Below are 24,495 nucleotides of genomic sequence, written 5' to 3'. Positions count from 1 at the left end.
CTCACCAGCCGAGCGTACGGATCTTCTCTGACAGTTCCCGGTCCTTGCTGAGCGCCGTCTCAGCGAGGTCTGCCTGGAATGCCTCGACGCGCCGCAGCAGCTCGACGTCGTGCGCGGCGAGCATCCGCACGGCCAGCAGCCCGGCATTGCGGGCGCCGCCGATGGACACGGTGGCCACCGGCACGCCGGCGGGCATCTGGACGATGGACAGCAGCGAGTCCATGCCGTCCAGGTACTTCAGCGGCACCGGGACGCCGATCACCGGCAGCGGCGTGAGCGCGGCGACCATGCCAGGAAGGTGCGCGGCACCGCCGGCACCGGCGATGATCACCTTCAGGCCCCGGCCGGCGGCGGCACGCGCGTACGACATCATTCCCTCGGGGGTCCGGTGCGCCGAGACGACCCGGACCTCGCAGCGCACCCCGAACTCGGCGAGCGCCTCGGCGGCGGCTCCCATCACCCCGAAGTCGGAGTCACTGCCCATAATCACGCCGACCTTGGGAGGCGTGTCATCGGGCGGAGTCACGCCGACCTCGGGAGGCGTGACACCAGGTCGGGCGTTCTCGGGCTGGTCACTCATGCGCGTCCACCTCCGCCCGGTCGCCCAGCGACAGGTAGTCGGCCGCGGCCCGGGCCCGCGCCCGCACCGCCGACACGTCCTCGCCCAACGCCGTCACGTGACCCACCTTGCGCCCGGGCCGAAATTCCTTGCCGTACAGGTGGATCTTGACATCGGGCCACTTGGCCATCAGGTGGTGCACCCGCTCGTCCAGGGCCGGCGCCGTGTCGTCCGGGCCGCCGAGCACGTTGGCCATGACCACCACCGGCGCCGTTTGAGTCGTCACACCAAGGGGATAGTCGAGGACGGCGCGCAGGTGCTGCTCGAACTGTGAGGTGCGTGAGCCCTCGATCGTCCAGTGCCCGGAGTTGTGCGGGCGCATCGCGAGCTCGTTGACCAGCAGCGCGCCGGACCGTTCCACGAACAGCTCCACGGCCAGCACCCCGACCACGCCCAACTCCCGGGCAATCCGCAGCGCGAGCTCCTGGGCGCCGTCAGCCTGCTCAGCCGTCAGCCGTGGGGCGGGAGCGATCACCTCGGTGCAGATGCCCTGTTCCTGCACGGTCTCGACCACCGGCCAGGCCGCGCCCTGCCCGAACGGCGAGCGGGCGACGACCGCCGCGATCTCGAAGTCGATGTCGGCCTTCGCTTCCGCCAGCAGCGGGGTGTCCGACGCCAGTAGCGGTTGCGCATCGGCGAGCGAGTCGACCATCCACACGCCCTTGCCGTCGTACCCCCCGGTGATGGCCTTCAGAACGAGCGGCCAGCCGGTCCGCTCGCCGAACTCAGCCAGCGCCGCGGTCGGGTCCGCTTCCACCGACAGATCTCGCCACGCGGGCCCGGGCAGCCCGAGGCTCCCGAGCCGGAAGCGCATCGCGGCCTTGTCCTGTGCGTACAGCAGCGCGTCCGCGCTCGGCAGGATGGTCACACCGTCACCGGCCAGCGCCCGGATGTGCTCGCCCGGCACGTGCTCGTGGTCGAACGTGACGACGTCGCAGCCGGCCGCAAACCGGCGCAGGTCCGCCAGTGAGCGGTAGTCGCCGAGCTGCACGTCCGAGGCCACCATCGCGGCGCCGTCGTCGGGGGAATCCGCCAGCAGCCGGAGGGACTGGCCGAGGGGAATCGCTGCCTGGTGGGTCATGCGGGCCAGTTGCCCGGCGCCCACCATGCCCACGACCGGCAGTCCAGTTCGGGTATCCACCACACAAACCTAGCGGGACGCGCCCGCATCACCCCAACCGTGTCCGCGACGGCTGGCGTGTCAGCCGGCGCATGGGGCGTCAACCCCGCGTAAGTACGGTGTCGAGCATGACCGACTACCGCCCCCACCTTTCCGTTTCCGCGGGCCGCGGCTTCCCCGAGGCCGTCGTGCTCGTGCTGCACGGCGGCCGGGAGGTGAGCATCGATCCGGTACGCGGCCGCCAGCTCGCGGTGCTGCGGATGGTCCCGTTCGCCCACCGAATCCGGCAGTTGGGTCAGGGCCGGGTCGCGGTGGCACGGCTGCGCTATGGCGCCAGGGGCTGGAACGCGCGCGGCGGTGTGCCGGCTCCGGTGCGGGACGCGGAATGGGCGTTGTCGCAGTTGACCGACCGGTTCGGGCCGCGTCCCATCGGCTTGGTCGGGCACTCGATGGGCGGTCGCACCGCCCTGCGGGTGGGCGGCCATACCGGGGTGCGCGGGGTGGTGGGCCTGGCGCCGTGGCTGCCCGCGGGCGAGCCGGTCGACCAGCTGGCCGGCCGCCGGGTGCTGCTGGCGCACGGCACCGCCGACCGGATGACGAGCCCGCGCGGCACGGCCGCCTTCGCAAGCCGGTTGGAAGCCGCTCACGTTCCGGTCAGTTTGGTCGACATAACTGGGGAAGGGCATCCGATGCTGCGTCGGCCCGCGCTCTGGCACGACCTGGCTGCCCAGTTCGTCCTCGCCACCGTGCTGCCGGACTACGTGCCATCCGGATGGACCGACGCTCCGAATTTCATCCACGAGGTCCTGCGGGCTCCCACCCGATTGACCTACCGATAGGGACTTCCCCTGCACGGAAGGCTAAAAATGAGCCGACGCCGTATCGCAGTGGTCGGCGGCGGCGTAGCCGGGCTGACCGCTGGCTACATCCTTTCCCAGCATGCGGATGTGACGCTGTACGAGGCTGATTCTCGCCTCGGCGGCCACGCCCACACCCACGAGCTTCTGGACGACGACGGGCAGTCCGTCAGCGTCGACACCGGGTTCATCGTGCACAACGAGCGGACGTACCCCAACCTGCTGCGGCTGTTCACCGAACTCGGCGTCGCGACGCAGGAATCCGAGATGAGCATGTCCGTCAGTTGCGGCGGCTGCGGGCTGGAGTACGCCGGCGCCCGGGGCTTGGGCGGTCTGTTCCCGTCCGTCCGGAACGCCGCCAATCCGCGTTACCTGTACCTGCTGACCGAGGTGCTGAGGTTCCACCGGCAGGCGCGAGCACTGCTCGCAGAAACTCCTCCCGGCCTGCAGCAGACCGGTCCGCAGGAGAGCATGGACGACTTCCTCGCGCGGGGCAGGTTCAGCAGCTACTTCCGGCTGCACTTCGTGACCCCGCTGATCTCGGCGGTATGGTCCTGCTCCCCCGAGCTTGCCGGTCGCTACCCGGCCCGGTACCTGTTCGAGTTCCTGTCCAACCACGGGATGCTGTCGGTCACCGGTACACCGCAGTGGCGCACCGTGGTCGGCGGGTCGGCGAGCTATGTCGAGCGAGCGGCCAAACAGCTCTCGGCCGTGCAGACGACCACGCCGGTGCGGGCGGTGACCAGAACCGGCTCGGGCGTCGAGGTCCGCGACGATGCCGATCAGGTCGCCAGGTTCGACTCAATCGTGATCGCGACCCATCCGCACCAGGCCTTGACGCTGCTCACCGATCCGACCGCCGCGGAGCGCGACACGCTGGCCGCGATCGAGTACTCGCTCAATCCGACCTCATTGCACAGCGACACCTCGGTGCTGCCGCGGGCCAAGCGCACCCACTCGTCCTGGAACTACTTCCTGCCCTCGTGCGAGGCGTCCGCGTCCAAGGTCCATGTCACCTACGACATGAACCGGCTGCAACGGCTCAACTCGCGCACCCGTTACCTGGTCACGCTCAACGACGAGGGTGCCGTGGCGCCGGAGAAGGTGCTGGACCGGATGCTGTACGAGCACCCCATCTTCACGCCCGAATCGGTCGCCGCCCAGGCAGGATTGCCGGCGCTCAACGACGGCACCGTCGCCTTCGCCGGCGCCTACCACGGCTGGGGCTTTCACGAGGACGGCTGCCGCTCCGGAGTCGAGGCGGCACTGAGCCTCGGGTCGCATTGGTGACGGAGTCGCCGGTCCAACCCGTGACGCCGGCTGACGAGGCGACACCGATTACCCCGGCCCGCTATGACGCTCGGATCAGCCACCGCCGAAGGGACCCGCTGGAGCACGGCTTCGAGCAGCGCAGCAGCACCTGGCTCATCGACCTCGACCAGGTGCCCGAACTGCCCCGGGGACTGCGGTGGCTGTGCCGGTTCTCCGCCGCCGACCACCTCGGCGAACCCGAGTACAGCCTGCGCGCCAACGTGAACGCGTTCCTGGCCGGGCACGGGGTCGCCCGACCGGCGAAGGTTCTGATGCTGGCCAACCCCCGGGTGCTCGGCTACGTCTTCAACCCGCTGTCGGTCTTCTATTGCTACGACCGGGACGGCCAGCTTGCGCACACCGTGGCCGAGGTTCGCAACACCTACGGCGGCCGACACAGTTACCTGCTGTCGACCGATGACCGGGGCAACGCCCGAACCGAGAAGCTGTTCTACGTCTCACCGTTCTATCCGGTCGACGGCGACTACACGATGCGGTTGCCGCAACCCGGAGCTGAGCTGACAGTCACGGTCACCCTGCACCGCACGGGTGATCGGCCGTTCTCGGCGGTGCTCACCGGCCGCCGATCAGGCGCCGCGCCCGCGAGCCTGTGGTCGGCGCTGCGCACCCCACTGGCCACCCGGGCGGTCATGATCGGCATCAAGCGGCACGGCATCACCTTGTACGCCAAGGGGTTACGGCCGCTTCCCCGACCCGGTGGCGAGCGACCATGCGCGACCGACGACGCAGCACCCGCGAGCTTCTCGGCACCCGACCTCAGGAAGACGATATGACGACGACAACGCTGGCACCCGGAAAAGACATCGACGCCCTTCGGTGGCCGGACGTGGTGGCGGTTCCGAACAGCCCGCTGCGCGCCGCGGTCGCCGAGCGCCTGCTGAAGCGGGCCGTCCGGTCGCTGCCCATTCGGGTGACCACGGCCGACGGCCAGCGCTTCGGAGCGGGCGGCCGGAGCGATCCGGACCTGCACCTGATCCGGCCGTCGGACTTCTACCAGCGCCTGGCCGCGAGCGGCCTGATCGGCTTCGGCGAGGCGTACCTGGCCGGTGACTGGGAATCCGACGATGTCGCCGGCGTGCTCACCGTGCTGGCGAGCAGCCTGGCGACGCTGGTTCCCCCGCTGCTGCAACGCCTTCGCTCCGCGGTGGTGCATCCGAGGCCCTCGACCGAGGACAACACGGTGGACGGCTCGCGGGACAACATCCACCGGCACTACGACCTGTCCAACGACCTGTTCCAGCTGTTCCTCGATCGATCCATGACGTACTCCTCGGCGCTGTTCGAGGCCGATCCCGACCACAGCGCCGAGGATCTGAGCACCGCTCAGCACCGCAAGATCGACCGGTTGCTCGACATCGCGGGCGTCACCGAGGGCAGCGCCGTCCTCGAGATCGGCACCGGCTGGGGCGAGCTGGCCATCCGGGCCGCGAGCCGGGGCGCGCGGGTCACCACCGTCACGATCTCCACCGAGCAGGCGGAGCTGGCCACCAAGCGGATCGCCGAGGCGGGCTGCACCGGCCAGGTGGAGGTTCGGTTGCAGGACTACCGCGAGGTCACCGGCAGCTTCGACGCGATCGTCAGCATCGAGATGATCGAGGCGGTCGGGGCCAACCATTGGGACGAGTACTTCCGCGCGATCGAGCGGCTGCTCAAGCCGGGTGGCCGGGCCGGCTTGCAGGCCATCACCATGCCGCACGACCGGATGATCGCGAGCATGAACACCTATACCTGGATTGTGAAGTACATCTTTCCCGGCGGTCAGCTGCCGTCGGTCACGTCCGTCCGGCAGAGCTCGAACGACGCCGGCCTGAAGGTCACCTCGGAGTTCACCTTCGGCCTGCACTACGCCGAGACCTTGCGGCGCTGGCGGGCCTGGTTCGAGGACAACGCCGAACAGGTGCAGGCGTTGTCCGAGGACTTCGATGTCGCCTTCCGCCGGATGTGGTCGCTTTACCTGGCCTACTCCGAAGCGGGATTCCGCTCCCATTACCTCGATGTCGTCCAATTCGGCCTGACGAAAGGCACTGTCCGATGAGCGTCGCCGCGAAGCTGTCCGCGCTGATGACCCCGCTGGTGGGCACCGAGCTGCCGGTCCGGATCCACGCCTGGGACGGCAGCGAGGCCGGTCCGGCCAACGCCCCGGTGCTGCGTATCACCTCGCGCCGGGCGCTGCGCAGGTTGCTGTGGCAACCCGACGAGCTGGGCATCGCGCAGGCCTACATCACCGGCGAGATCGACGTCCCCGGCGGCTCGCGGGAGCTGGCCGACGGCCTGCGCACGGTGTGGGAGAAGTCGCGCACGACCGGATCGGGGCCGATCACGCTGACTGCCAGGCAGAAGCTGTCCGCGGCGACGCTGGCGTTGCGCCTCGGCGCGCTCGGACCTCGCCCCACCGTCCCCGCCTCGCAGGCGAAGTTGACCGGAACGCTGCACACCCGGGCGCGGGACCGGGCGGCGATCGCACACCACTACGACCTGTCGAACGAGTTCTACTCGCTGATCCTCGACGAGTCGATGGCGTACTCGTCGGCGTACTACGAGACCGACGACCTGACGCTTGCCCAGGCGCAGCGGGCCAAGCTCGATCTGATCTGCCGCAAGCTGGGCCTGCTTCCAGGGATGCGGCTGCTCGACGTCGGCTGCGGCTGGGGCTCGCTGAGCCTGCACGCCGCGGAGCATTACGGCGTACGGGTCCTGGGCGTCACCATCTCCGGCCAGCAGCACGAGTTCATCGGCAAGCGAATCGCCGAGCGCGGGCTTAGCGACCGGGTCGAGGTGCGGGTTCAGGACTACCGCGAGGTGGCGGAGCAGCCGTTCGACGCGGTCAGCTCGATCGAGATGGGTGAGCACGTCGGCGAGCACAACTATCCCGTGTACGCCGGTGCCCTGTTCAGCCACGTCAAACCGACCGGGCGACTTCTGCTCCAGCAGATGTCGCGCCGCTCGGACGCCGCGCCCGGTGGCGGACCGTTCATCGAGAGCTACATCGCGCCCGACATGCACATGCGGCCGCTGAGCGAGACCCTCGGCTTTCTGGAGCGGGCCGGGTTCGAGATCCGGAACGTGCAGGCGTTGCGCGAGCACTACGTCCGGACGGTCGACGCCTGGCTGGAGACGTTCGAGAGCCACTACTCCGAAGCCGTCGCGATGGTCGGCGACGAGATGGCCAGGGTGTGGCGGCTGTACCTGGTCGGTGGCGGGCTGAGCTTCGAGGAGGGCCGGATGGGCGTCGACCAGATCCTGGCGGTGCGGCCGTCCCCGTCCGGCACGTCGCACCTGCCGCCGACCCCGGACTGGATCACCGCCGGATGAGTCCGAGATTCTCGGGCGACGCCTTCGCCGCGACCCTCGTGGTGGCAGCGCTCGCGATCCTGGTAGTGCTGGCCGCCACCTATGCGGCCAGCCGGCTGGCAAAGAAGCACAGCGTGATCGACACCGCGTGGGGGCTGTTGTTCTGCGCCGCGGCGGTAGTGGCCTTCGTCCGCTCGGCCGGCCATGGTGACACCGGCAGGCGGTGGCTGTTGCTGGCAATGACACTGCTCTGGGGCTTGCGGCTGGCCGTGCACATCGGGCGCCGGAGCATCGGCAAGGGCGAGGACCCGCGGTATGAGGCGATGCTGCGCGACCGCGGACAACTGGAGACGATCGCGCTGGTGTACGGGCTGCAGGGCATCCTCGCGTTCCTGATATCGATGCCGATTCTGGTCGGATCCTTCGAGCGGGACGGCTTGACCCCGCTGGCCGTGGTCGGGGTGCTGCTGTGGGCAGTCGGGGTGCTGTTCGAGGGCATCGGCGACTGGCAGCTGGAGCGGTACAAGAAGGACAGGGCCAGCGGCCGCAAGGTGCCCAAGGTGATGGACCGGGGCCTGTGGCACTACACCCGGCACCCCAACTACTTCGGTGACGCCTGCGTCTGGTTAGGGATCTCCTGTGTCTGCGCCGAGCGGTGGCCCGGCGTGCTGACCCTCTTCTCGCCGATGATCATGGTGTACCTGCTTGCCTTCGGCTCCGGAAAGCGGGTGCTGGAGCGCTCGATGGCCGGTCGCGAGGGTTATCGGGACTACATGGCCCGGACGTCGGGCTTCGTGCCGTTGCCGCCCAAGCGCTCCGTTCCCTCGTAACTGGGTGGCCAGATGCGCAGCGGGCACATGGCACAATCGAAGGCGATGTCTCACTCATTTGTCGACCGGGTCCGCGGCTCTTGGCGTCTGCTCGTCAAGGAGCTCGCCGCCTTCGGTTTCGTGGGAGCGATCGGTTTCATCATCGATCTGTCGCTGTTCAACTTCTTCTTCAATGACGGCCAGATCTTCGCCAAGACGATCTCGACCACCGTCGCCACCGTCGTGACGTACGTGGGCAACCGCTACCTGTCGTTCTCGCACCGCGCCCGCAGCAATCTCGGGCGCGAGGCCGGTTTCTTCTTCCTGATCAACCTCATCGCCCTGGTCGGCGCCCTGGCCGTCATCGCGGTCTTCTCATACCCGCTGCACTTCAAGCACCACATCGTGGTGATGAACGTGGTCAACCTGGCCACCATCGGGCTCGGCACGGTCTTCCGGTTCTGGGCGTACAAGCGGTTCGTCTTCCTGCACCCGGACCGGGTTGCCGCCGGACTGCCCGACGACGACCCCAACGAGCAGCAGGTTCCCCAGACCGTGTAGCCCCCGGGGCCACTTCAGAAACAGCCCGCGTTACTTCTTCGACGTCAGCGAGCGCAGGAAGAACGTCAGGTTCGCCGGACGCTCGGCAAGGCGTCGCATGAAGTAGCCGTACCACTCGTCGCCGTACGGGACGTAGACCCGCATCCGGTGACCGGCGGCGGCGATGGCCCGCTGCTCGTCCGGGCGGATTCCGAACAGCATCTGGAATTCGAAGCTGTCCGACGTACGAGAGTTCCGCACCGCCAGTGATCGGGCCGCGGCGATCATCGCCGGGTCGTGGCTGGCGACCATCGGATAGCCCTCGCCCGCGAGCAGCACGCCCAGGCAGCGCCGGTACGAGTCCTCGACCGCCTCGCCCTGGAACGCCACCGACTCGGGCTCGGCGTATGCGCCCTTGCACAGCCGGATCCGGGAGCCGGCCGTCGCGAACTCCCGGCAGTCAGCCTCCGTCCGCTTCAAGTAGGCCTGCAGCACGGCGCCGACCCAGGGAAAGTCCGCCCGCAACTCCCGCACGATGCCGAGGGTGGAGTCCGTGGTGGTGTGGTCCTCCATATCGACGGTCACCGTGGTTCCCGCCGCGGCCGCGGCCTCGCAGATCCGCCGGGCACCGTCGAGCGCGATCTTCTCGCCATTCCCGGGCAGGGACTGACCGATCGCCGACAGCTTCACCGACACCTCGGCCCGTTCCGCGCTGCCCGCCTTGGCGAGCTCGACCAGTACGGACTCGTACGCCCGCACCGTGGAACCGGCCTGTTCGAGCGAGGTGGTGGCCTCGCCGAGGAAGTCCAGCGTGACGTACAGGCCGTTGCCGATCAGCTCGTCGGTGACCCGCAGGGCGTCGGGCTCGGTGGCGCCGGCCACGAACCGGTCCACCACCGGACGGGTCAGCCGCGACTTCTCCGCGACGGTGCGCAGTTTCGGCGAGCGGGCGGCGGCGAGCAGCGGCTCACGAAGCAATGCCATTCGCGGCTACTTCCCAACCTGCTCGTCAGCGGCCTGGTGCGGATAGGGCACCGAGGACGGGCTGACGAACGTCTCCTTGATGGCCCGCGGTGATACCCAGCGTTGCAGGTTCAGCACCGATCCGGCCTTGTCGTTGGTTCCGGACGCGCGCGAGCCGCCGAACGGCTGCTGGCCCACCACCGCGCCGGTCGGCTTGTCGTTGACGTAGAAGTTGCCGGCGGCGAAGCGCAACCGCTGCTGGGCCTGGGCGATCGCGCCCCGGTCCTTGGCGATCACCGAGCCGGTCAGCGCGTACGGCGCGGCGCTGTCGACGACGTCGAGGATCCGCTCGAAGGCGGCGTCGGCATCGGTGGAGTCGTCGTAGACGTACACCGCCAGGATCGGGCCGAAGTACTCCGTCGAGAAGATCTCGTGACCGGGGTCGGCAGACACCAGGACGGTCGGACGGATGAAGAATCCCTCGCTGTCATCGGCTGTTCCGCCCGCGAGGATGTCGAGCCGCGGGTCGTTCTTGGCCTTGTCGAGCACCGCCGCGAGCCGGTCGAAGGCCCTGCGGTCGATCACGGCGCCGAGGAAGTTTCCGAAGTCGGTGACGTCGCCCATCGTCAGCGCCTCGGTCTGCTCGGCGAGGCCGTCCTTGAGCTTTTCCCATACCGAGGAAGGCACATAGGCACGCGACGCGGCGGAGCACTTCTGGCCCTGGTACTCGAACGCGCCCCGGACCAGGGCGGTGCGCAGCGCATCGACATCGGCGCTCGGATGCGCCACCACGAAGTCCTTGCCGCCGGTCTCGCCCACGAGCCGGGGGTACGTGCGGTAGCCGGCGATGTTCTCCCCGACCGTCCGCCAGAGGTGCTGGAACGTCGCCGTCGAACCGGTGAAGTGGATGCCCGCGAGATCGGGGTGCGGCAGCAGCACCTCGGAGGCGGCCAGGCCGTCGCCGGTGAGCAGGTTGATCACACCGGCCGGCAGACCGGCCTCTTCCAGCAGTTGCATGGTGAGCTGGGCCGCGACCAGCTGGGTTTCGGACGGCTTCCAGATCACCACGTTGCCCATCAGGGCGGGAGCGGTCGGCAGGTTGCCGGCGATCGCGGTGAAGTTGAACGGGGTGATGGCGTAGACGAAGCCTTCCAGCGGCCGGTGGTCCAGCCGGTTCCACACGCCCGCCGAGGACATCGGCTGCTCGCGCTGCAGCTGCGCGCCGAACGAGACGTTGAAGCGCCAGAAGTCGATCAGCTCGCAGGCGGAGTCGATCTCGGCCTGGATGGCGGTCTTCGACTGGCCGAGCATGGTGGCGGCGTTCAACTTCGCGCGCCACGGGCCGGACAGCAGGTCGGCGGCGCGCAGGAAGATCGCGGCCCGGTCGTCGTAGGACAGTGCCTGCCAGGCCGGCGCGGCGGCCAGCGCGGCCGTAACCGCGTCGCGGGCGTCCTGCTCGGTGGCGTTGCCGTACTCGCCGAGGACGTGCGAGTGCTTGTGCGGCTGCACCACGGTGCGACGCTCGCCCCCGCCCAGCCGGTGCTCTCCCCCGATGACGCAGGTCAGTTCGAGGCGCTGTTCGGCGAGCTCGGCCAGGGCGGCGGTCACGGCCGCGCGTTCGGGCGAGCCCGGGGTGTAATTCAGCACCGGTTCGTTGTGGGCAGCGGGGATCTGGGTAGCGGCGTCCATGCGATAACGGTAGGCGCGGAACACCACTTGTCGATGCTCCGGATCGATAAAGTTAGCGGCATGGAATCCTCTGATCCGAGCGCGCTGGCTCTTCTCACCGACCGGTTCGCCGATGCGCGCGCCGTGTCGCTGGTCGAGCCGACGGCGCCGCAATCCGGCCTCGAGCCCGGCGATGTGGTGCTGGGGCTCGGTGTCGAGCTGGACCAGGTGCCCGCGCTGCTCACCGCGGCCGCCGGAGCGGCCGCCGCCGGTGTGCTGCTTCGCCGTCCCGCTCGCGCCGCGACGGCCGCGGGCATAGAGCGGCAGGCCACCGAACTCGGCGTGGAACTGGGCTGGCTGCCGCCGGGAGTGGCTTGGAACGACCTGCACCGTCACCTCGTCCAGCGGCTGACTCCACCGGCCCTGGCACCCGACGACGAGCTCGGCGATCTCGCGCAGACCATCGCCACCCTGACCGGCGGACTGGTCACCATCGAGGACACCTCGGCCCGGGTGCTGGCGTACTCGCGATCGAGTGACGAGGTGGACGAGCTGCGGCGGCTGTCCATCCTGGGGCGTAGCGGGCCGCCGGAGTACCTGGCGCTGCTGCGCGAGTGGGGCATCTATGACCGGCTGGCCGCCTCCGAGGAGGTGGTCGAGATCGCCGAGCACCCCGAGTCCGGTGTCCGGCGACGGCTCGCGGTCGGCATCTTCGCCGGAACCCGCCAGCTCGGAACCATCTGGGTTCAGCAGGGCGCCGACGACTTCGGGCCGCACGCCGCCCAGGCGCTGCTCGGCGCCGCGCGGATCACCGCCGTCCAACTGGCCAGCCAGAGAGCGCGTTCGGACGGCAGGCCCGGCGACACCGGACTGGCCGCGTTGCTCGGCGGCGGCACCGCACCGAGCCGGCTCGGCCGGGTGGCGCGCAGGCCCTGTGTCGTCGCGGTCTTCGAGTTGGCCGGCACCGGTCCCGAGCACGGCCCCGCCGCCGACCGGTTACGCCGGGACGAGCTGACCGCCATCGTCACCGTCCACGCGGCGGCCTACCGGCGCAACGCGCTCGTGGAACAGCTCGACGGCCGGGTGTACGCGCTGCTGCCCGCCGTCGACAGTGTGAGTTCCGCCATTGCGATGCTGGGCCGGGCCGTCACCGCGGCCGGGTTGCACCTGGACGCAACCGCCCGCGGCGCCGTCGGCGGGCTGGCGGATTCGCTGGCTCAGGCGACCCGGTCCCGGCGAGAGGCGGACCTGGCGTTGGAGGCTGCCGACGACGCGGCCGTGGTGTCCTTCGAGGCGACCAGGCCCCGGTTGGTGGCCGCACTGCTAGAAAAAGCCTTCGCCGACAGGCCGGAACTGCGCGATCGCCGGTTCGACGACCTCGTCCGAACCGACCCGGACGGCGCCCGCACCGTACTGGCGTACCTCGACACCGGCTCGGACGTGGCGCGGGTCGCGGCGGCTTTGCACGTCCATCCGACTACCGTCCGATACCGGCTTCGCAAGGTTGCCGACACCGTCGGACTCGACCTGGACGACGCCGACACTCGGCTGTCGGCCCACGTCCACCTACGTTGCGGCTTGCGCGCGGCCGCATCCGGGGCATGATTCTTACTATCTGACGGGGGTCATGATCGGATGACTGCGAGCTGACCGAGGATCTCAGCGAACATGAACGACGAGCCGACTCAAGACCCATCCGGCCTAGTGGCATTGGTCGCCGACGATGACCGGGACATTCGCGACCTGGTCGAGGCGAAATTGTCCTCCTCAGGCTTCGCGGTGATTGCGGTGAGTGACGGCCGCGAGGCTCTTGCCGCCGTGCGCCGCGAGCTGCCCGACGTCGCCCTGCTCGACGTGACGATGCCGGGCATGACCGGGCTCGACGTCCTCAGTCAGCTGCTCGAAGATCCGCGCACGGCGACCATCCCGGTGATCCTGCTGACTGCCAAGAGCCAGGAGTTCGACGTCCAGAGCGGCATCACCATCGGGGCCGCGGACTACATCGTGAAGCCCTTCAGCCCACGCGAGCTGGTGCTACGGGTACGCGCGGTGCTCGACCAGGGCGCCGGGTGAGCAGCCACGGACTGCCTCGGGACGCACGCGACGGGGTCGGCACCCGGCTGCGCCGGCTGGTGTTCAGCATGCTCGCGTTGCTGGTGCTGCTAGGTGCCGCCGGAGCCGGTGCGGTTCACATCGCCGCCGGCCAGGTCGACAAGCTGAGCAACGGCTACACCCCTGCCAACGACCTGCACAGCACCGTGCTGACGCTGATGCTCGACTCCGAGACGGCCGTCCGCGGCTACCTCATCACCGGCGATGCGGCGTTCCTGCAGCCGTACCAGAACGCGCACGACCAGATCCTGCCCATGCTGGACGCCGCCAAGAGCTCGCTGGCCGGCATCGACGCGCACAGCCTCGACCCCGCGCTGGCGTCCGAACGCCGGCTCGCCCAGCAGTGGCTGACCACGTACGCCGACCCCGTCGCCGCACAGCGCAGCGGCACCCCCGCCAGCCGCGCACAGCAGCAGGCCGGCAAGCACCTGTTCGACCAGTTCCGCGCGGCCAACAGCACGGTGGCCAACCGGCTCGACGCGAAACGGTCCGAGCTGCGGGCGCAATCGAACCGGCTGCGCAGCATGGCCATGCCACTGCTCGTCCTGGCGACCGTGGTGGCGATGATCATCGTGGCCACGCTGGCCTATCGCACGTCGCGGTCCATCAGCCGGCCGCTGCTGCGGCTCCGCTCGATCGTCGGACGGCTGGACCGGGGCGATCTGACGGCCCAGACCGACGAGCACGACGGGCCCTCGGAGGTCCGCGCGCTCGCCAGAGCGGTCAACGCGCTCGGCCGGCACGCTCGGGCGGAGGCCGCCGAGGACCGCGACATCGAGCAGTTCCGGCAGCGCACCCGGCTCGTCTCGGCCACCATCCGGCGCACCACGAACGGCGCGCAGATGGCCGAACACCTCGTGCGCGGACTGGGAAACGCCTTCGAGGTGGACCGGGTCTGGCTGCATACCTTCGCCGACGAGCGGGTGCCCCGGCTGACCGCGCAGTGGCATCGTGACGCCCTGCGGCCGATGCCCGCGGCGTCCGAGCCACAGGTCGAGATGGTGCGGGAGCTCGCGGCCCGGTTGTGGCAGAGCGGCCAGATCATCGCCATTGACAGCCATCGGACGTACGAGCCCACGAGCGCCGGCCGGCAGCCGTTCGACCTCGCGCACGCCATCGGCGCGAGCGCCTCGATCGTCGTGCCGATAGGTGACAGCGACACCGCGTTCGGGCTGCTGTGGGTGGCGATGCACGGCCACTCGCGGCACTGGACCCTGACCGAGACGGGGATTGCCCAGCATCTGGCGGCAGATCTCGCGCACAGCCTGGTGCAGGCACACGTCATCGAGCGGCAAGCACAGGCCGTGCAGCTGCTGCGGGAACTCGACCAGGCCAAAGCCGACTTCATCTCCACGGTGTCGCACGAGCTGCGGACGCCACTCACCTCGATCTCTGGCTATCTGGAAATGCTGCAGGACGGCGACGCCGGTCGGTTGCCCGACCAGGCCACCGACATGCTCGCCGTCATCGACCGCAATGCCACCCGGCTGCGCAACCTGATCGAAGACCTGCTGACCCAGTCGCGCATCGACGCCGGCCGGCTGCGGCTGGACGTGACCGAGGTCGACATCCGCACGGTCCTGCGCATCGTGCAGACCGCGATGGCCCCGATGGCCGTGGCCGGCGACGTGAAGCTCAAGTTCGAGCTGCCGCCACCTGAAGTGGACCTGATGCTGGAGGGCGACCCACACCAGCTGGAGCAGGTGTTCACCAACCTGGTCTCCAACGCGATCAAGTTCACCCCCGGCGGTGGCGCGATCACGGTGAGCGCGATGCCGGACGAGACGGACGCGGTGATCGTGGAGGTCTCCGACACCGGCATCGGCATTCCGGCCGCCGAGTTCGAGAACCTGTTCCAACGCTTCTTCCGCGCCTCGAACGCCTCCGCGGCGGCGCTGCCCGGGACGGGGCTCGGGCTGGCGATCGTCCGGGAGATCGTGCAGCGCCATGGCGGCGCGATCGACGTCGAGTCCGAGTTGGGCGCCGGAACGACCCTGACGGTCTGGCTGCCCAAGCCGCCGGCCGGAGTCTGAGCCACGCGCTGAGCTTTGAGCCGCTGGGCAGCTTCTAAGCCGGCGGTGCCTCGAGGACCGGCGCGGGTGCCTGCCTGCGTCGCCGCACCAGCACCACCGGCAGGGCCACCACTGCGGCCAGGGCGGCGAACGGAATGGCGTAGCCCAAGCCGGTGATCACCCAGCCGAGTGCCAGCACCAGGCCGTGCCAACCCCGGCTCAAGGCGGCGCCGAAGCCTGACGGGTTCGAGATGGTAGCCACGGCGGCCGGCGAGCTGACGCTCACGGTCAACGTCGCCAGGCCGATCTGGTCCGCGAGTGCCCGCTGCTGTGCGACGGTCGACTCCAGGGTGGCCTCGCGCTGACTGAGCTCGGATTCCAGCCGGACCAGGTCGGTGATGCTCCCGGACTTGCGAAGGAACTCCCGCAGCCGGGTGACGCTCGTCCGCAGCGCCGTCACCCGCGCGTTCACGTCGGCCCGCGAGGCGGTCACGTCCTCGCCGTGCACGCTCCGGCTCGTCTCCTTGCCCAGCCGGACCACCCCGGCGAGAACCCCGTCGAGGGCTGACGGGGGAAGCCGCAGCACCAGCTGCGCCGTCCGGTCGGCTCCTTCGGCGTTGCGGTCATCGCCGTCGATCCGGCCACCGGCCGAGGTCGCCCGAGCGCCGATGAGATCGGCGGCTCGGTCCACGTCAACCGCCTGGAGCGAGATGGTCGCGGTACGGACGATGTCGCGCTGCTGAACCGGCACCTGTGTTTTCGGGCTGGTGACGGTGTCGGCTCCGGCCACGATCCCAGCCCCGGCGGCGGCCTTGGCCTGCGAGCCGGTAGTGCTGTTCGACCCGGCACCGGTTCGTGCTGCTCCGGAGCTGGTCGAGGACGAGTGGGAGCTGCAGCCGCCCATGGCGACGGCCGCGGTCAACAGTGCCGCCAGCACCCAGGCGCGCCGCTGGGTTGGACGATTACGCGGACCGGACATCATGGCGCCTCCTGGGCATCGGTATGCGAGGAGGATGCGGTGTGTGCGCAGCGCGGTTGCCGCCGTTATGCGACTGACACCCGGCGCGCGAGCACTCGTCAGCTTTCCGGCAACAGGCCCTTCACGTAAGCCGCTTGGCCGGCATGCTGCAGGTCATCGGAGATCACGCTGACCAGCCGCACCGCGAGCGTGACCGGCGGGTCCCAGGAGTCGTCGACGATCCGCGCCAGCTCCTTCGCGGTCAGTACGGAGATGTACTGGCTGCTGCGCGCGAAGACGGCATCGTGGTAGCCGATCAGCAGGTCAGCCGATGGGACCCGAACCGCGGCGACATCCTCGGAGCTGTGGCCGTACCCGGTGGCGGCGGCATCGAACGGCAGGTTGAAGCGGTCATACCAGCCGGCCGATGTCCACACCTGCTCGCCACCGGAGGCGTCGGCCACGTGGTCGTCCTGGACGCGCGTGAGGTGCCAGACCAGCCAGCCGATGGAGTTGCCGTTGCCATCGGGCTGGAAGCTGAGCTGCTCGGAGGTCAGGTCGGCGACCGTGCCCCGAACCACCTCTCGCACCCGGCTGAGGGCATCGATCAACAGGTCAGCGGAACTCGGCTCTGTACTCATTGATCCATCTTGCAACACAGCTGGACGGTCCGCGCCGCTCGGGACGAACGGCGCCGTTGCCCGCTGCCGCTCAACCCGCGATGCCGAGCACCAGCGGGTACACCGGCCCGGCCCCGGCCGAGCGCAGCATTCGGGCAACCACGGTCAGCGTCCATCCGGTGTCGGTGAAGTCGTCCACCAGCAACACCGGCTGGTCGCGGTACTGCCCGGAAAGCGCATCGGCCACCTCGGCGGGCAACTGATAGCTGTCCCAGACCGCCCTGAGCCGTTGAGCGCTGTTCGACCGGGCGAGGCCAGAACCACCATGGTGCGGCACGGTGCCGAGAACCGGCAGCCGCCCGATCCTGCCGATCTGAGCCGCGAGGTCGGCGACCAGCGCGGGCCTGCTCCGGGAGCCGATCGAGATTACCCCGGCCGGCCGGCTCTTCCAGCCCCAGGCCGCCAGCACCTTCACCGTCGCCTCGATCAGATCGGCGGGCACTCCGCCCGCGGGAGCGGAGCCGGCATCAGCCGGATCGGAACCGGCACTCGGCGGGTCGAAGCCCGCATCGGCGCTACCGGTGAGCACCGACCGGACGCGCTGGCCGTACCCCAGATCGGTGTACCGGGCGATCGCCCGTCCGGACTCGGCAAGGTCACCGGCCGAGATCTTGCCCCGCAGGTCCACCCCGAGGCTGGCCATCGCCGAGGGCCACTGACGCCGCGGGTCGAGCACCACGCCCGGCCGTTGCAGGGTGGCGCTGGCTTCGGACACCGCCCGCTCAGAGGTCGCGGCCGGGATGCTGAGACCGCCGCAGTTGTCACACCGGCCGCAGTCGGTGTCCGTCGGATCGTCGAGCTGCCCACGCAGGAACCGCATCCGGCAGGTGGTCAGCGACAAGTAGTCCCGCATCGCCTGCTGCTCGGCCTTGCGCACCTCACCAACCCGGGCGTAGCGGTCCACGTCATAGGTCCAGGGTTGGCCGGTGGCCACCCAACCGCCCTTGACCCGCTGGGCGGCACCGTCCACGTCCAGCACCTTCAGCATGGTTTCCAGGCGCGTCCGGGACAGCTCGACCCGAGGCTCCAGCGCCGCCGTGCTCAGCGGCGCCCCATTCTGGGCCAGCACCGACAGCGCCTCGCGGACCTGCGCCTCGCGCGGAAAACCGACCGAGGCGAAGTAGTCCCATACCGCCTGGTCTTCCGGGCCGGGCATCAGGATGACCTGCGCCCGGTCGACACCGCGGCCGGCACGTCCCACCTGCTGGTAATAGGCGATGGGCGAGGCCGGCGCACCGAAGTGGATCACGAACCCGAGGTCGGGCTTGTCGAAGCCCATGCCGAGAGCCGACGTCGCCACCAACGCCTTGACCCGGTTCGAGATCAGGTCGTCCTCGGCGGCGAGGCGCTCGGTCTGCTCGGTCTTGCCGGAGTACGCCGCCACGCTGAAGCCGCGCTGGCGCAGGTACTCGGCGACCTCTTGGGAGGCCGCCACCGTCAGCGTGTAGATGATGCCGGAACCGTCCAGCTCGTGGAGATGATCGGCGAGCCACCCGAGCCGGTGCGCCGTGGACGGCAGTCGCAGCACGCCGAGTTGCAGCGATTCGCGGTCCAGGCTGCCGCGCAACACCAGCACCTCACCGTTGCGGCCGGGTTCGGGAACCTGCGGTGCGCTCGCGCCGAGCCCCAGCACCTCGGTCACGTCGGCGACCACCCGGCTGTTGGCCGTGGCGGTGGTCGCGAGCACCGGGATGCCTGCCGGAAGCTCAGGCAGCAGGGTTCGCAATCGACGGAAGTCCGGCCGGAAGTCGTGCCCCCAGTCGCTGATGCAGTGTGCCTCGTCCACCACCAGCAGGCCGCAACTGGCGGCGAGCTCGGGCATCACCGAATCGCGGAAGTCGGGGTTGTTCAGCCGTTCCGGGGACAGCAGCAGCACGTCGATGTCGCCCTGGTTTATCTGGGCGTACGTGCTCGCCCAGTCCTCGACGTTGGTGGAGTTGATGGTCGCGGCACGGATGCCGGCCCGCTCAGCGGCGGCGATCTGGTTGCGCATCAGCGCCAGCAGCGGCGACACGAGAACGGTCGGCCCCGCTCCGGACGCGCGCAGCAGCGCTGTCGCGACGAAGTAGACGGCCGACTTGCCCCAGCCGGTGCGCTGGACGACGAGGGCGCGCCGGCGATCGGCCACCAGCGCCTCGATAGCGGTCCACTGGTCCTCGCGCAGCGTCGCGGCCGGTCCGGCCAGGGCACGCAGATGCTCCTCGGCGCGCTCGCGCAGGCTTCCGGAGGGGGCGGCGGGTGCCGGAGAGCCAGAGACCGAGAGTCCAGAGGAAGTCATGGGCCCCTGTCTAGCAGCCACCGGTGACAGAACCGCCGCCGACGGCACGAATTGGGCGCCCGCGCGCGGATGGCAGCATGCAGGGATGACCGAACGCGCCGCTGACCGCCTGACCGATCTGCTCGAGCTCCGCCGGACGTCCCTGTTCGACATCGACTCCGAGCACCGGCTACTGGTGGGCAACGACGACACCGGCTCGACCCAGCTCTACGAGGTTTCACCTGACGGCCAGTGGCGCCAGCTCACCCACCTGGGCGAGCCGTGCAGTGGCCGCTACCTTCCCGGCGAGCGGGTGGTGGTGCTGTCGGCAGACACCGGCGGCACCGAGCGCGCCCAGCTCTCGCTGCTTCGGCTGGACACCACCGGCAGCGAGCAGCGGTTGCCCACACCGGAGCCGCTGGTGCACGACCCCGCCTTCATCCACGACCTCCTCGAGGTGCAGCCGGGCCGCGTCATCTACTCGACGAACCGCCGCAACGGGGTCGACTTCGACGTCATCGCCCGCGACGTCGCGACCGGCGAGGAGCGCGTGTTGTGGGACGGTGGCGGCTGGTTCAACGGCGCCCGGGTGTCACCGGACGGCCGCTGGGTGGTGCTGTCGCGGATGACCACGCTGCCGGCCTCGTCCCAGCTGCTGCTGGTGGACAGCCAGGACGGGACGAGCGCCGCCATCACCGACGACGAGGTGCCCGGTGAGTGGGCCAATCCCCGCTGGCTGCCCGACTCCAGCGCGCTGCTGGCGTCTTCCGACGCCGAAGGCGTCCAAGCTCACCGAGACGCCGAAGGCGTCCAAGCTGACCGAGACGCCGAAGGCGTCCAAGCTGCCGAAGGCGCTGGGGTTGCCGACAACGGCACCGGATTCGTCTCGCTGCGCCGCTTCGACGTCGCGCACCGAACCTGGTCCATGGTGGCCGGCACGGAGGGCAGTGACGTGTATGGCTGGCCGTCACCGGACGGCAACCGGATCGCGGTGGTGAGCTCGTCCGATGGCGCGGACAGCCTGGAGGTCCGGTCGCCCGACGCAACCGTCGGCCACCCCATCGCACTGCCCCACGCCGGCGTGCTGACCTTCCGCACCAACCTGATCTGGTCACCGGACTCCTCCGAGCTGGGGATGACGTTCAGCTCCCCGGTCCAGCCACCGGAGGCCTACAGCTGGCGTGGTGGCGAGTCCGTCAACCGCCGCACCACCGGCAACCCCGCAGAGGCGACCGCCGACCTGATCGAGCCCCGGTCCTTCCGGGCGCCGGCGCCGGACGGCGAGCAGATCCCCACGTTCGCGATCATCCCGCCGAACGCTGCTGGTTCGGCGGTGATGATCATCCATGGCGGCCCTGAGTCGGCGACCGTGCGCAGCTGGAATCCGATGGCCGCCGCGCTGGCACTGGCCGGGTACACCGTGGTGCTGCCCAACGTCCGCGGCTCCGCCGGCTATGGCCGCCGCTGGCTGTCGCTGGATGACGTCGAGAAGCGGCTCGACTCGGTGGCAGACCTGGTGGCGCTGCGCGAATGGCTGCCCGCCATCGGCGTGGACCAGTCCCGGATCGCCCTCTACGGCGGCTCGTACGGCGGGTACATGGTGCTGGCCGGCCTGACGTTCTACCCGGACCTGTGGGCCGCCGGGGTCGACATCGTCGGCATGTCGTCGCTGGTGACCTTTCTGCAGAACACCTCGGCGTACCGGCGGGTGTACCGCGAGCGTGAGTACGGCCGGTTGAAGGAGGACTACGACGTCCTGCAGGCCGCGTCACCGCTGCCGATCATCGACCGGATCACCGCGCCGCTGTTCGTCATCCACGGCGCGAACGACCCGCGGGTGCCCCTGTCGGAGGCCGAGCAGGTCGCGGCGGCGGTCCGCTCCTCGGGCGCTGAATGCGAGTTGCTGGTCTACGCCGACGAGGGCCATGGCCTGGCCAAGCGGGTCAACCAGCTTGATGCGTACCCGCAGGCGTTGGAGTTCCTCGCCCGGCACCTGAGCTGAGCCGGACGGTGCCGGTGTGGCTGGACTTCGAGCAACTGATGGCGGTGATCGCCGCATTGCCTGCACGTCCGGCCGGTCGAAGCGGCTTTCTCGCGATCGATGGCCAGGGCGGCGCTGGCAAATCAACGCTTGCCAAGCGCGTCGCGGCCGCGGTGCCCGACTCGGCAGTTGTGGCCCTGGATGACTTCTCCGGGCCGCGGGTCCTCGGCTGGGACCGGGCGCGCTTCGCCGAGCAGGTCACCGAGCCGCTGCTCGCCGGTCGCCCGGCGCGTTACCAGCGCTGGGATTGGAACTCCGATTCCGGCGCGGAGTGGTATGACATCTCACCCGGTGGACTGGTCGTGGTCGAGGGCGTCTCGGCAATGCGTACGGAGGTAAACCTGCCGTGGGACCTCACAGTCTGGGTACGTACCCCGCGGGACGTCCGGCTGGCACGGGGCGTCGAGCGGGACGGCGAATCGATGCGCGCGCACTGGACGGACGTCTGGATGCCGCACGAGGACGCCTATGTGGCAGAGCAGAATCCCGAGTTCCGCGCCGACGTCGTGATCGACGGGCTCTGAGCGCTGCGTACGCGTGAATCGGGTGGTACTCCAGCGGGTCAGCTCTGACTTGGTACCCGAAGCCGAAGCAGGGGGCCGCAGTTGCTCGCTGCGACCCCCGGCTGTCGGATCAGGTCAGTCTTGGCGTGCAGGTTGGCCGGTGACCGGGTCGAGGTAGAGCTTGCTGTTCTCGCCCCGGCGGTCGTCGAAGTCGAACAGGTGGTTCAGGCTGCCGGCGATCGAGTCGAAGGAGCCGGCGATCCTGGGCAGTCGCCAGTTGTCCTCGATGCCTCTGAGGATGGAGGACTGGTCGGTGAGGGTGTGATCCACGTAATTGTGCCTGGCCCACGGGGAGATGACGATCAGCGGCAGGCGGGGGCCGTAACCGCAGCGGCCGTTCTGCCCGGCCAGCGGTGTGTGCCTGCTGGTGTTGCCGCACAGTCCGGTGCCGGTGAGAAAGTCCTGCGGTCCGGGTGGGGTGGCCACCGTGGCGGTGTTGGACGGGTTGTGGATGCCGCTGTAGGCGTGGTCATACCAGCCGTCGGAGTCGTCGTAGGCGATAACGACGGCGGTGCTGGCCCAGTCCGGGGTGTGCTGCAGCGCGTTGATCTCGGTGGTGACGAACTGCTGCTCGTCGATCGGGTCGGAGTAGCCGGGGTGGCCGTCCTGGTAGCCGGGGGCCTTGAGGAAGCTCACCGCCGGCAACAGGTCCGGTGAGGCGTAGCCGTGTGAGATGGCGGCGACCAGCGCGTCGAAATCGCTCATGTCGTACTGGTGATTGGCGGTGTTGAACTGCGGCACCCCGCCGGTGACTGTCTGGGTGTCCGTGCCGATAGCCGACAGCGACGCGGGCGGCAGGTGGTGCGGGTTGGCGGTGGAGCGGTAGTACTGGAACGGCTCGTGGTGGGCGATGTAGTCGTCCTTGTTGCCGTAGTTGCTGCCACCTGGCGTCGTGCCGCCGGTGCCGCCGACCGCGGCGCCGATCGGGTGCACGGCATTGCACAGGCCCTGGTCGGACGCGGGTGCGCTGGCGAATTTGCCCTTGAACTGGTCGGGGGTGAAGGTGCTGGTCGGCTGGGTGCCGCCGGTTGCGGTAGCGAAGCTGGTGGTGGGCCGGAATCCGCCCTCGAACCAGCCCCAACTCACTCCGGCCGCGTTCAGGTTGTCACCCACGTTCTTGCCCGACAGCGACACCGCGTCACGGGTGGAGCAGTCGTCGTAGTAGGGCTGAGCGTCCTCGATGAGGGAATGCCCGCCGGTGCCGTCGGGAACGGTGTCACCGTTGGTGGCGGCGCCGTTGATCATCTTGTCCACGCCGCCGGTGTCGCCGGACACGAGATTGATCGCGCCGGGTGATGACGGCCCGAACGTGGTGCCGAAGGAGTTGTCACTCATCGCGTAATGCTGGGCGTAGTTCCACAGGCCCGTGACGGTGTTGCCGTCGTAGTAGTTCATCACGTCGCTGGCCTTGCACGGCTGACCCGGTCCGTTGGTGCCCGCGCCGCGGCCGACGGTGGTGATGAACTTGTCCATCTTGCCGCCGTCGAACGCCTTCTGCTCGGCGTCGTAGTTGTGGCCCTCGTCGCAGGTGAGGACGTCGTTGAGATTGGCCGGATCGAGCCGGCGCGGATTGACCTGGTTGCCAGCGGCGTCGCGGTTGGGGTTGTTCGTCAACAGGTTGCCCCTGCCGCCGGCACCGCGGGCGTGGACGAGATTGTTGACCGCCCGCGTGTGCCGCGCCGCGTGGAACGGCTGCCCGGAGGTGTTGCTCGCCTTGGGGTAGGTGCCGAAGTAGTGATCGAAGGAGACGTTCTCCTGATAGATCACCACCAGATGCTTGATCGGCGTCGTGGTGGTCGATGGAGCCGAATGGCGGGGCTCGGCGGCGCTGGACGCCGCGGTCGCGGTCAGCGCGACCACCGAACCGAGCGCTACGGCGCCAACGGTCGTGGACAGTCTGGACATCAGCAATGGCCTTTCTCGGGTTCCGCCCTGCATCAGGTTGTGGGCGGTGGGCGGCACTGTGAAAACTATCCGTCGCAGGTGAACGCCGGCTGGCGCAGCGGCAAACACCCAATGGTTCGAGACGACGGACGGGCCTTCGCCCCGAAAAGTGGACACGCGATTTGATTGTTATGCGGCCGGTCGTAGCGTAGCCGCGGTGGTGGTGTTCTCGTAGGTGATCGGGCTGCGGTAGCCGCAGGCGGAGTGCCGGCGGCGGGTGTTGTAGCGGGTAATCCACTTGAACACGGCCAGGCGGGCGCCGTGGGCGCTGGCCCATCGTGCTGCGCCTTGCAGGGTCTCGCGTTTGAGGGTGGCGTTGAACGACTCGGCCAACGCGTTGTCGGCACTGGAACCGACGGAGCCCATGGAGCGGGTGACGTCGAGATCTGCGCAGAGCTCGGCGTAGTCCTTGGACGTGTACTGGGCGCCGTGATCGGCGTGAAAGATTGCGCCGGCCAGCGAGCCGCGTTCGCGTCGGGCGGCGTGCAGCGCGTCTTCGATCAGCTCGGTGCGCATGTGCTCGGCGATCGACCAGCCGACCAGGCGGCGGGAGTAGCAGTCGATCACCGTCGCCAGGTAGAGATGCCCGCCGTCGTAGGGCAGGTAGACATCCCACGCGAGTGAGTGTCAAGCAGCGACCTGAGCGGGGCCCGTCGAGAGTTCGTTCCAGGCGGCGTGCTCGTCCCAGAGTTGACCGTTCTGTAGACACCACCACATGCGGCCGATGAG

20 protein-coding genes and 1 pseudogene are annotated in these 24,495 nt (G+C 69.4%); 12 read left to right on the top strand and 9 right to left on the bottom strand.

Annotation, left to right across the window (positions count from 1 at the left end; translation table 11 throughout):
- Position 1: 1 nt before the first annotated feature.
- Positions 2-580 (bottom strand): 5-(carboxyamino)imidazole ribonucleotide mutase, encoded by a 579-nt coding sequence (gene purE, locus RM423_RS16285; protein WP_311424102.1) that lies wholly within the window; start codon positions 578-580, stop codon positions 2-4.
- Positions 573-1,760, bottom strand: a complete 1,188-nt coding sequence (locus tag RM423_RS16280; protein WP_311424101.1) for a 5-(carboxyamino)imidazole ribonucleotide synthase — start codon at positions 1,758-1,760, stop codon at positions 573-575. The genes purE and RM423_RS16280 overlap by 8 nt, the downstream gene beginning before the upstream one ends.
- 107 nt (positions 1,761-1,867) lie before the next feature.
- On the opposite strand from RM423_RS16280, the gene RM423_RS16275 reads away from it, so the two are divergent.
- From RM423_RS16275 to RM423_RS16245, 7 genes are read left to right on the top strand one after another with little or no spacing between them, the layout of a single operon-like run.
- Positions 1,868-2,578 carry a dienelactone hydrolase family protein gene (locus RM423_RS16275; RefSeq protein ID WP_311424100.1) on the top strand — a complete coding sequence of 237 codons (711 nt, stop codon included), beginning with the start codon at positions 1,868-1,870 and terminating at the stop codon, positions 2,576-2,578.
- Between the two features lie 27 nt (positions 2,579-2,605).
- The gene (locus tag RM423_RS16270; RefSeq protein ID WP_311424099.1) at positions 2,606-3,886 is read left to right on the top strand and encodes an NAD(P)/FAD-dependent oxidoreductase; all 1,281 of its coding nucleotides are present in this window, start codon (positions 2,606-2,608) and stop codon (positions 3,884-3,886) included.
- Positions 3,883-4,701: a DUF1365 domain-containing protein gene (locus tag RM423_RS16265; RefSeq protein WP_311424098.1), complete on the top strand. Its 819-nt coding sequence runs from the start codon at positions 3,883-3,885 to the stop codon at positions 4,699-4,701. The genes RM423_RS16270 and RM423_RS16265 overlap by 4 nt, the downstream gene beginning before the upstream one ends.
- Positions 4,698-5,963, top strand: coding sequence for a cyclopropane-fatty-acyl-phospholipid synthase family protein (locus RM423_RS16260; RefSeq protein ID WP_311424097.1), 1,266 nt, complete (start codon positions 4,698-4,700; stop codon positions 5,961-5,963). The genes RM423_RS16265 and RM423_RS16260 overlap by 4 nt, the downstream gene beginning before the upstream one ends.
- Positions 5,960-7,240 carry a cyclopropane-fatty-acyl-phospholipid synthase family protein gene (locus tag RM423_RS16255; RefSeq protein ID WP_311424096.1) on the top strand — a complete coding sequence of 427 codons (1,281 nt, stop codon included), beginning with the start codon at positions 5,960-5,962 and terminating at the stop codon, positions 7,238-7,240. Before RM423_RS16260 ends, RM423_RS16255 begins: the two co-directional genes overlap by 4 nt.
- Positions 7,237-8,049, top strand: coding sequence for a DUF1295 domain-containing protein (locus tag RM423_RS16250; RefSeq protein WP_311424095.1), 813 nt, complete (start codon positions 7,237-7,239; stop codon positions 8,047-8,049). The genes RM423_RS16255 and RM423_RS16250 overlap by 4 nt, the downstream gene beginning before the upstream one ends.
- A gap of 45 nt (positions 8,050-8,094) precedes the next feature.
- Positions 8,095-8,589 (top strand): GtrA family protein, encoded by a 495-nt coding sequence (locus tag RM423_RS16245; protein WP_311424094.1) that lies wholly within the window; start codon positions 8,095-8,097, stop codon positions 8,587-8,589.
- Between the two features lie 30 nt (positions 8,590-8,619).
- Here RM423_RS16245 and RM423_RS16240 read toward each other — a convergent pair whose 3' ends face one another.
- On the bottom strand, positions 8,620-9,546 hold the full coding sequence (locus tag RM423_RS16240; protein ID WP_396327750.1) for a proline dehydrogenase family protein: 927 nt from the start codon (positions 9,544-9,546) through the stop codon (positions 8,620-8,622).
- A gap of 12 nt (positions 9,547-9,558) precedes the next feature.
- A complete protein-coding gene (gene pruA / locus RM423_RS16235; RefSeq protein ID WP_311424092.1) occupies positions 9,559-11,220 on the bottom strand; it encodes an L-glutamate gamma-semialdehyde dehydrogenase in 1,662 nt (553 codons plus the stop codon).
- Between the two features lie 60 nt (positions 11,221-11,280).
- On the opposite strand from pruA, the gene RM423_RS16230 reads away from it, so the two are divergent.
- From RM423_RS16230 to RM423_RS16220, 3 genes are all read left to right on the top strand, one after another.
- The gene (locus RM423_RS16230; RefSeq protein ID WP_311424091.1) at positions 11,281-12,804 is read left to right on the top strand and encodes a PucR family transcriptional regulator; all 1,524 of its coding nucleotides are present in this window, start codon (positions 11,281-11,283) and stop codon (positions 12,802-12,804) included.
- A gap of 63 nt (positions 12,805-12,867) precedes the next feature.
- The gene (locus RM423_RS16225; protein WP_311424090.1) at positions 12,868-13,272 is read left to right on the top strand and encodes a response regulator transcription factor; all 405 of its coding nucleotides are present in this window, start codon (positions 12,868-12,870) and stop codon (positions 13,270-13,272) included.
- Complete coding sequence (locus tag RM423_RS16220) at positions 13,269-15,344, top strand: ATP-binding protein (protein ID WP_311424089.1); 2,076 nt, start codon at positions 13,269-13,271, stop codon at positions 15,342-15,344. The genes RM423_RS16225 and RM423_RS16220 overlap by 4 nt, the downstream gene beginning before the upstream one ends.
- Before the next feature lie 34 nt (positions 15,345-15,378).
- On the opposite strand, the gene RM423_RS16215 is transcribed toward RM423_RS16220, so the two are convergent.
- From RM423_RS16215 to RM423_RS16205, 3 genes are all read right to left on the bottom strand, one after another.
- A complete protein-coding gene (locus tag RM423_RS16215; RefSeq protein ID WP_311424088.1) occupies positions 15,379-16,305 on the bottom strand; it encodes a DUF4349 domain-containing protein in 927 nt (308 codons plus the stop codon).
- 95 nt (positions 16,306-16,400) lie between these two features.
- Complete coding sequence (locus RM423_RS16210) at positions 16,401-16,922, bottom strand: mycothiol transferase (RefSeq protein WP_311424087.1); 522 nt, start codon at positions 16,920-16,922, stop codon at positions 16,401-16,403.
- A 70-nt stretch (positions 16,923-16,992) separates the two neighbouring features.
- Positions 16,993-19,239, bottom strand: a complete 2,247-nt coding sequence (locus RM423_RS16205; protein ID WP_311424086.1) for a RecQ family ATP-dependent DNA helicase — start codon at positions 19,237-19,239, stop codon at positions 16,993-16,995.
- A gap of 85 nt (positions 19,240-19,324) precedes the next feature.
- On the opposite strand from RM423_RS16205, the gene RM423_RS16200 reads away from it, so the two are divergent.
- Both RM423_RS16200 and RM423_RS16195 read left to right on the top strand, forming a co-directional pair.
- Positions 19,325-21,220 carry a S9 family peptidase gene (locus RM423_RS16200; protein ID WP_311424085.1) on the top strand — a complete coding sequence of 632 codons (1,896 nt, stop codon included), beginning with the start codon at positions 19,325-19,327 and terminating at the stop codon, positions 21,218-21,220.
- An 8-nt stretch (positions 21,221-21,228) separates the two neighbouring features.
- Positions 21,229-21,783 (top strand): uridine kinase family protein, encoded by a 555-nt coding sequence (locus tag RM423_RS16195; RefSeq protein WP_311424084.1) that lies wholly within the window; start codon positions 21,229-21,231, stop codon positions 21,781-21,783.
- Between the two features lie 114 nt (positions 21,784-21,897).
- Here RM423_RS16195 and RM423_RS16190 read toward each other — a convergent pair whose 3' ends face one another.
- Together RM423_RS16190 and RM423_RS16185 are read right to left on the bottom strand one after the other, a co-directional pair.
- The gene (locus RM423_RS16190) at positions 21,898-23,727 is read right to left on the bottom strand and encodes a phospholipase C (protein ID WP_311424083.1); all 1,830 of its coding nucleotides are present in this window, start codon (positions 23,725-23,727) and stop codon (positions 21,898-21,900) included.
- Between the two features lie 168 nt (positions 23,728-23,895).
- A pseudogene (locus RM423_RS16185) lies at positions 23,896-24,372 on the bottom strand (IS3 family transposase); the annotation flags it as partial.
- Positions 24,373-24,495 lie beyond the last annotated feature (123 nt).

The organism is Jatrophihabitans lederbergiae (assembly GCF_031845305.1).
Lineage (GTDB): Bacteria > Actinomycetota > Actinomycetes > Mycobacteriales > Jatrophihabitantaceae > Jatrophihabitans_A > Jatrophihabitans_A lederbergiae.
The sequence above is the reverse complement of the archived record's forward strand: the minus strand, read 5'-3'. Positions and strand labels throughout refer to the sequence as shown.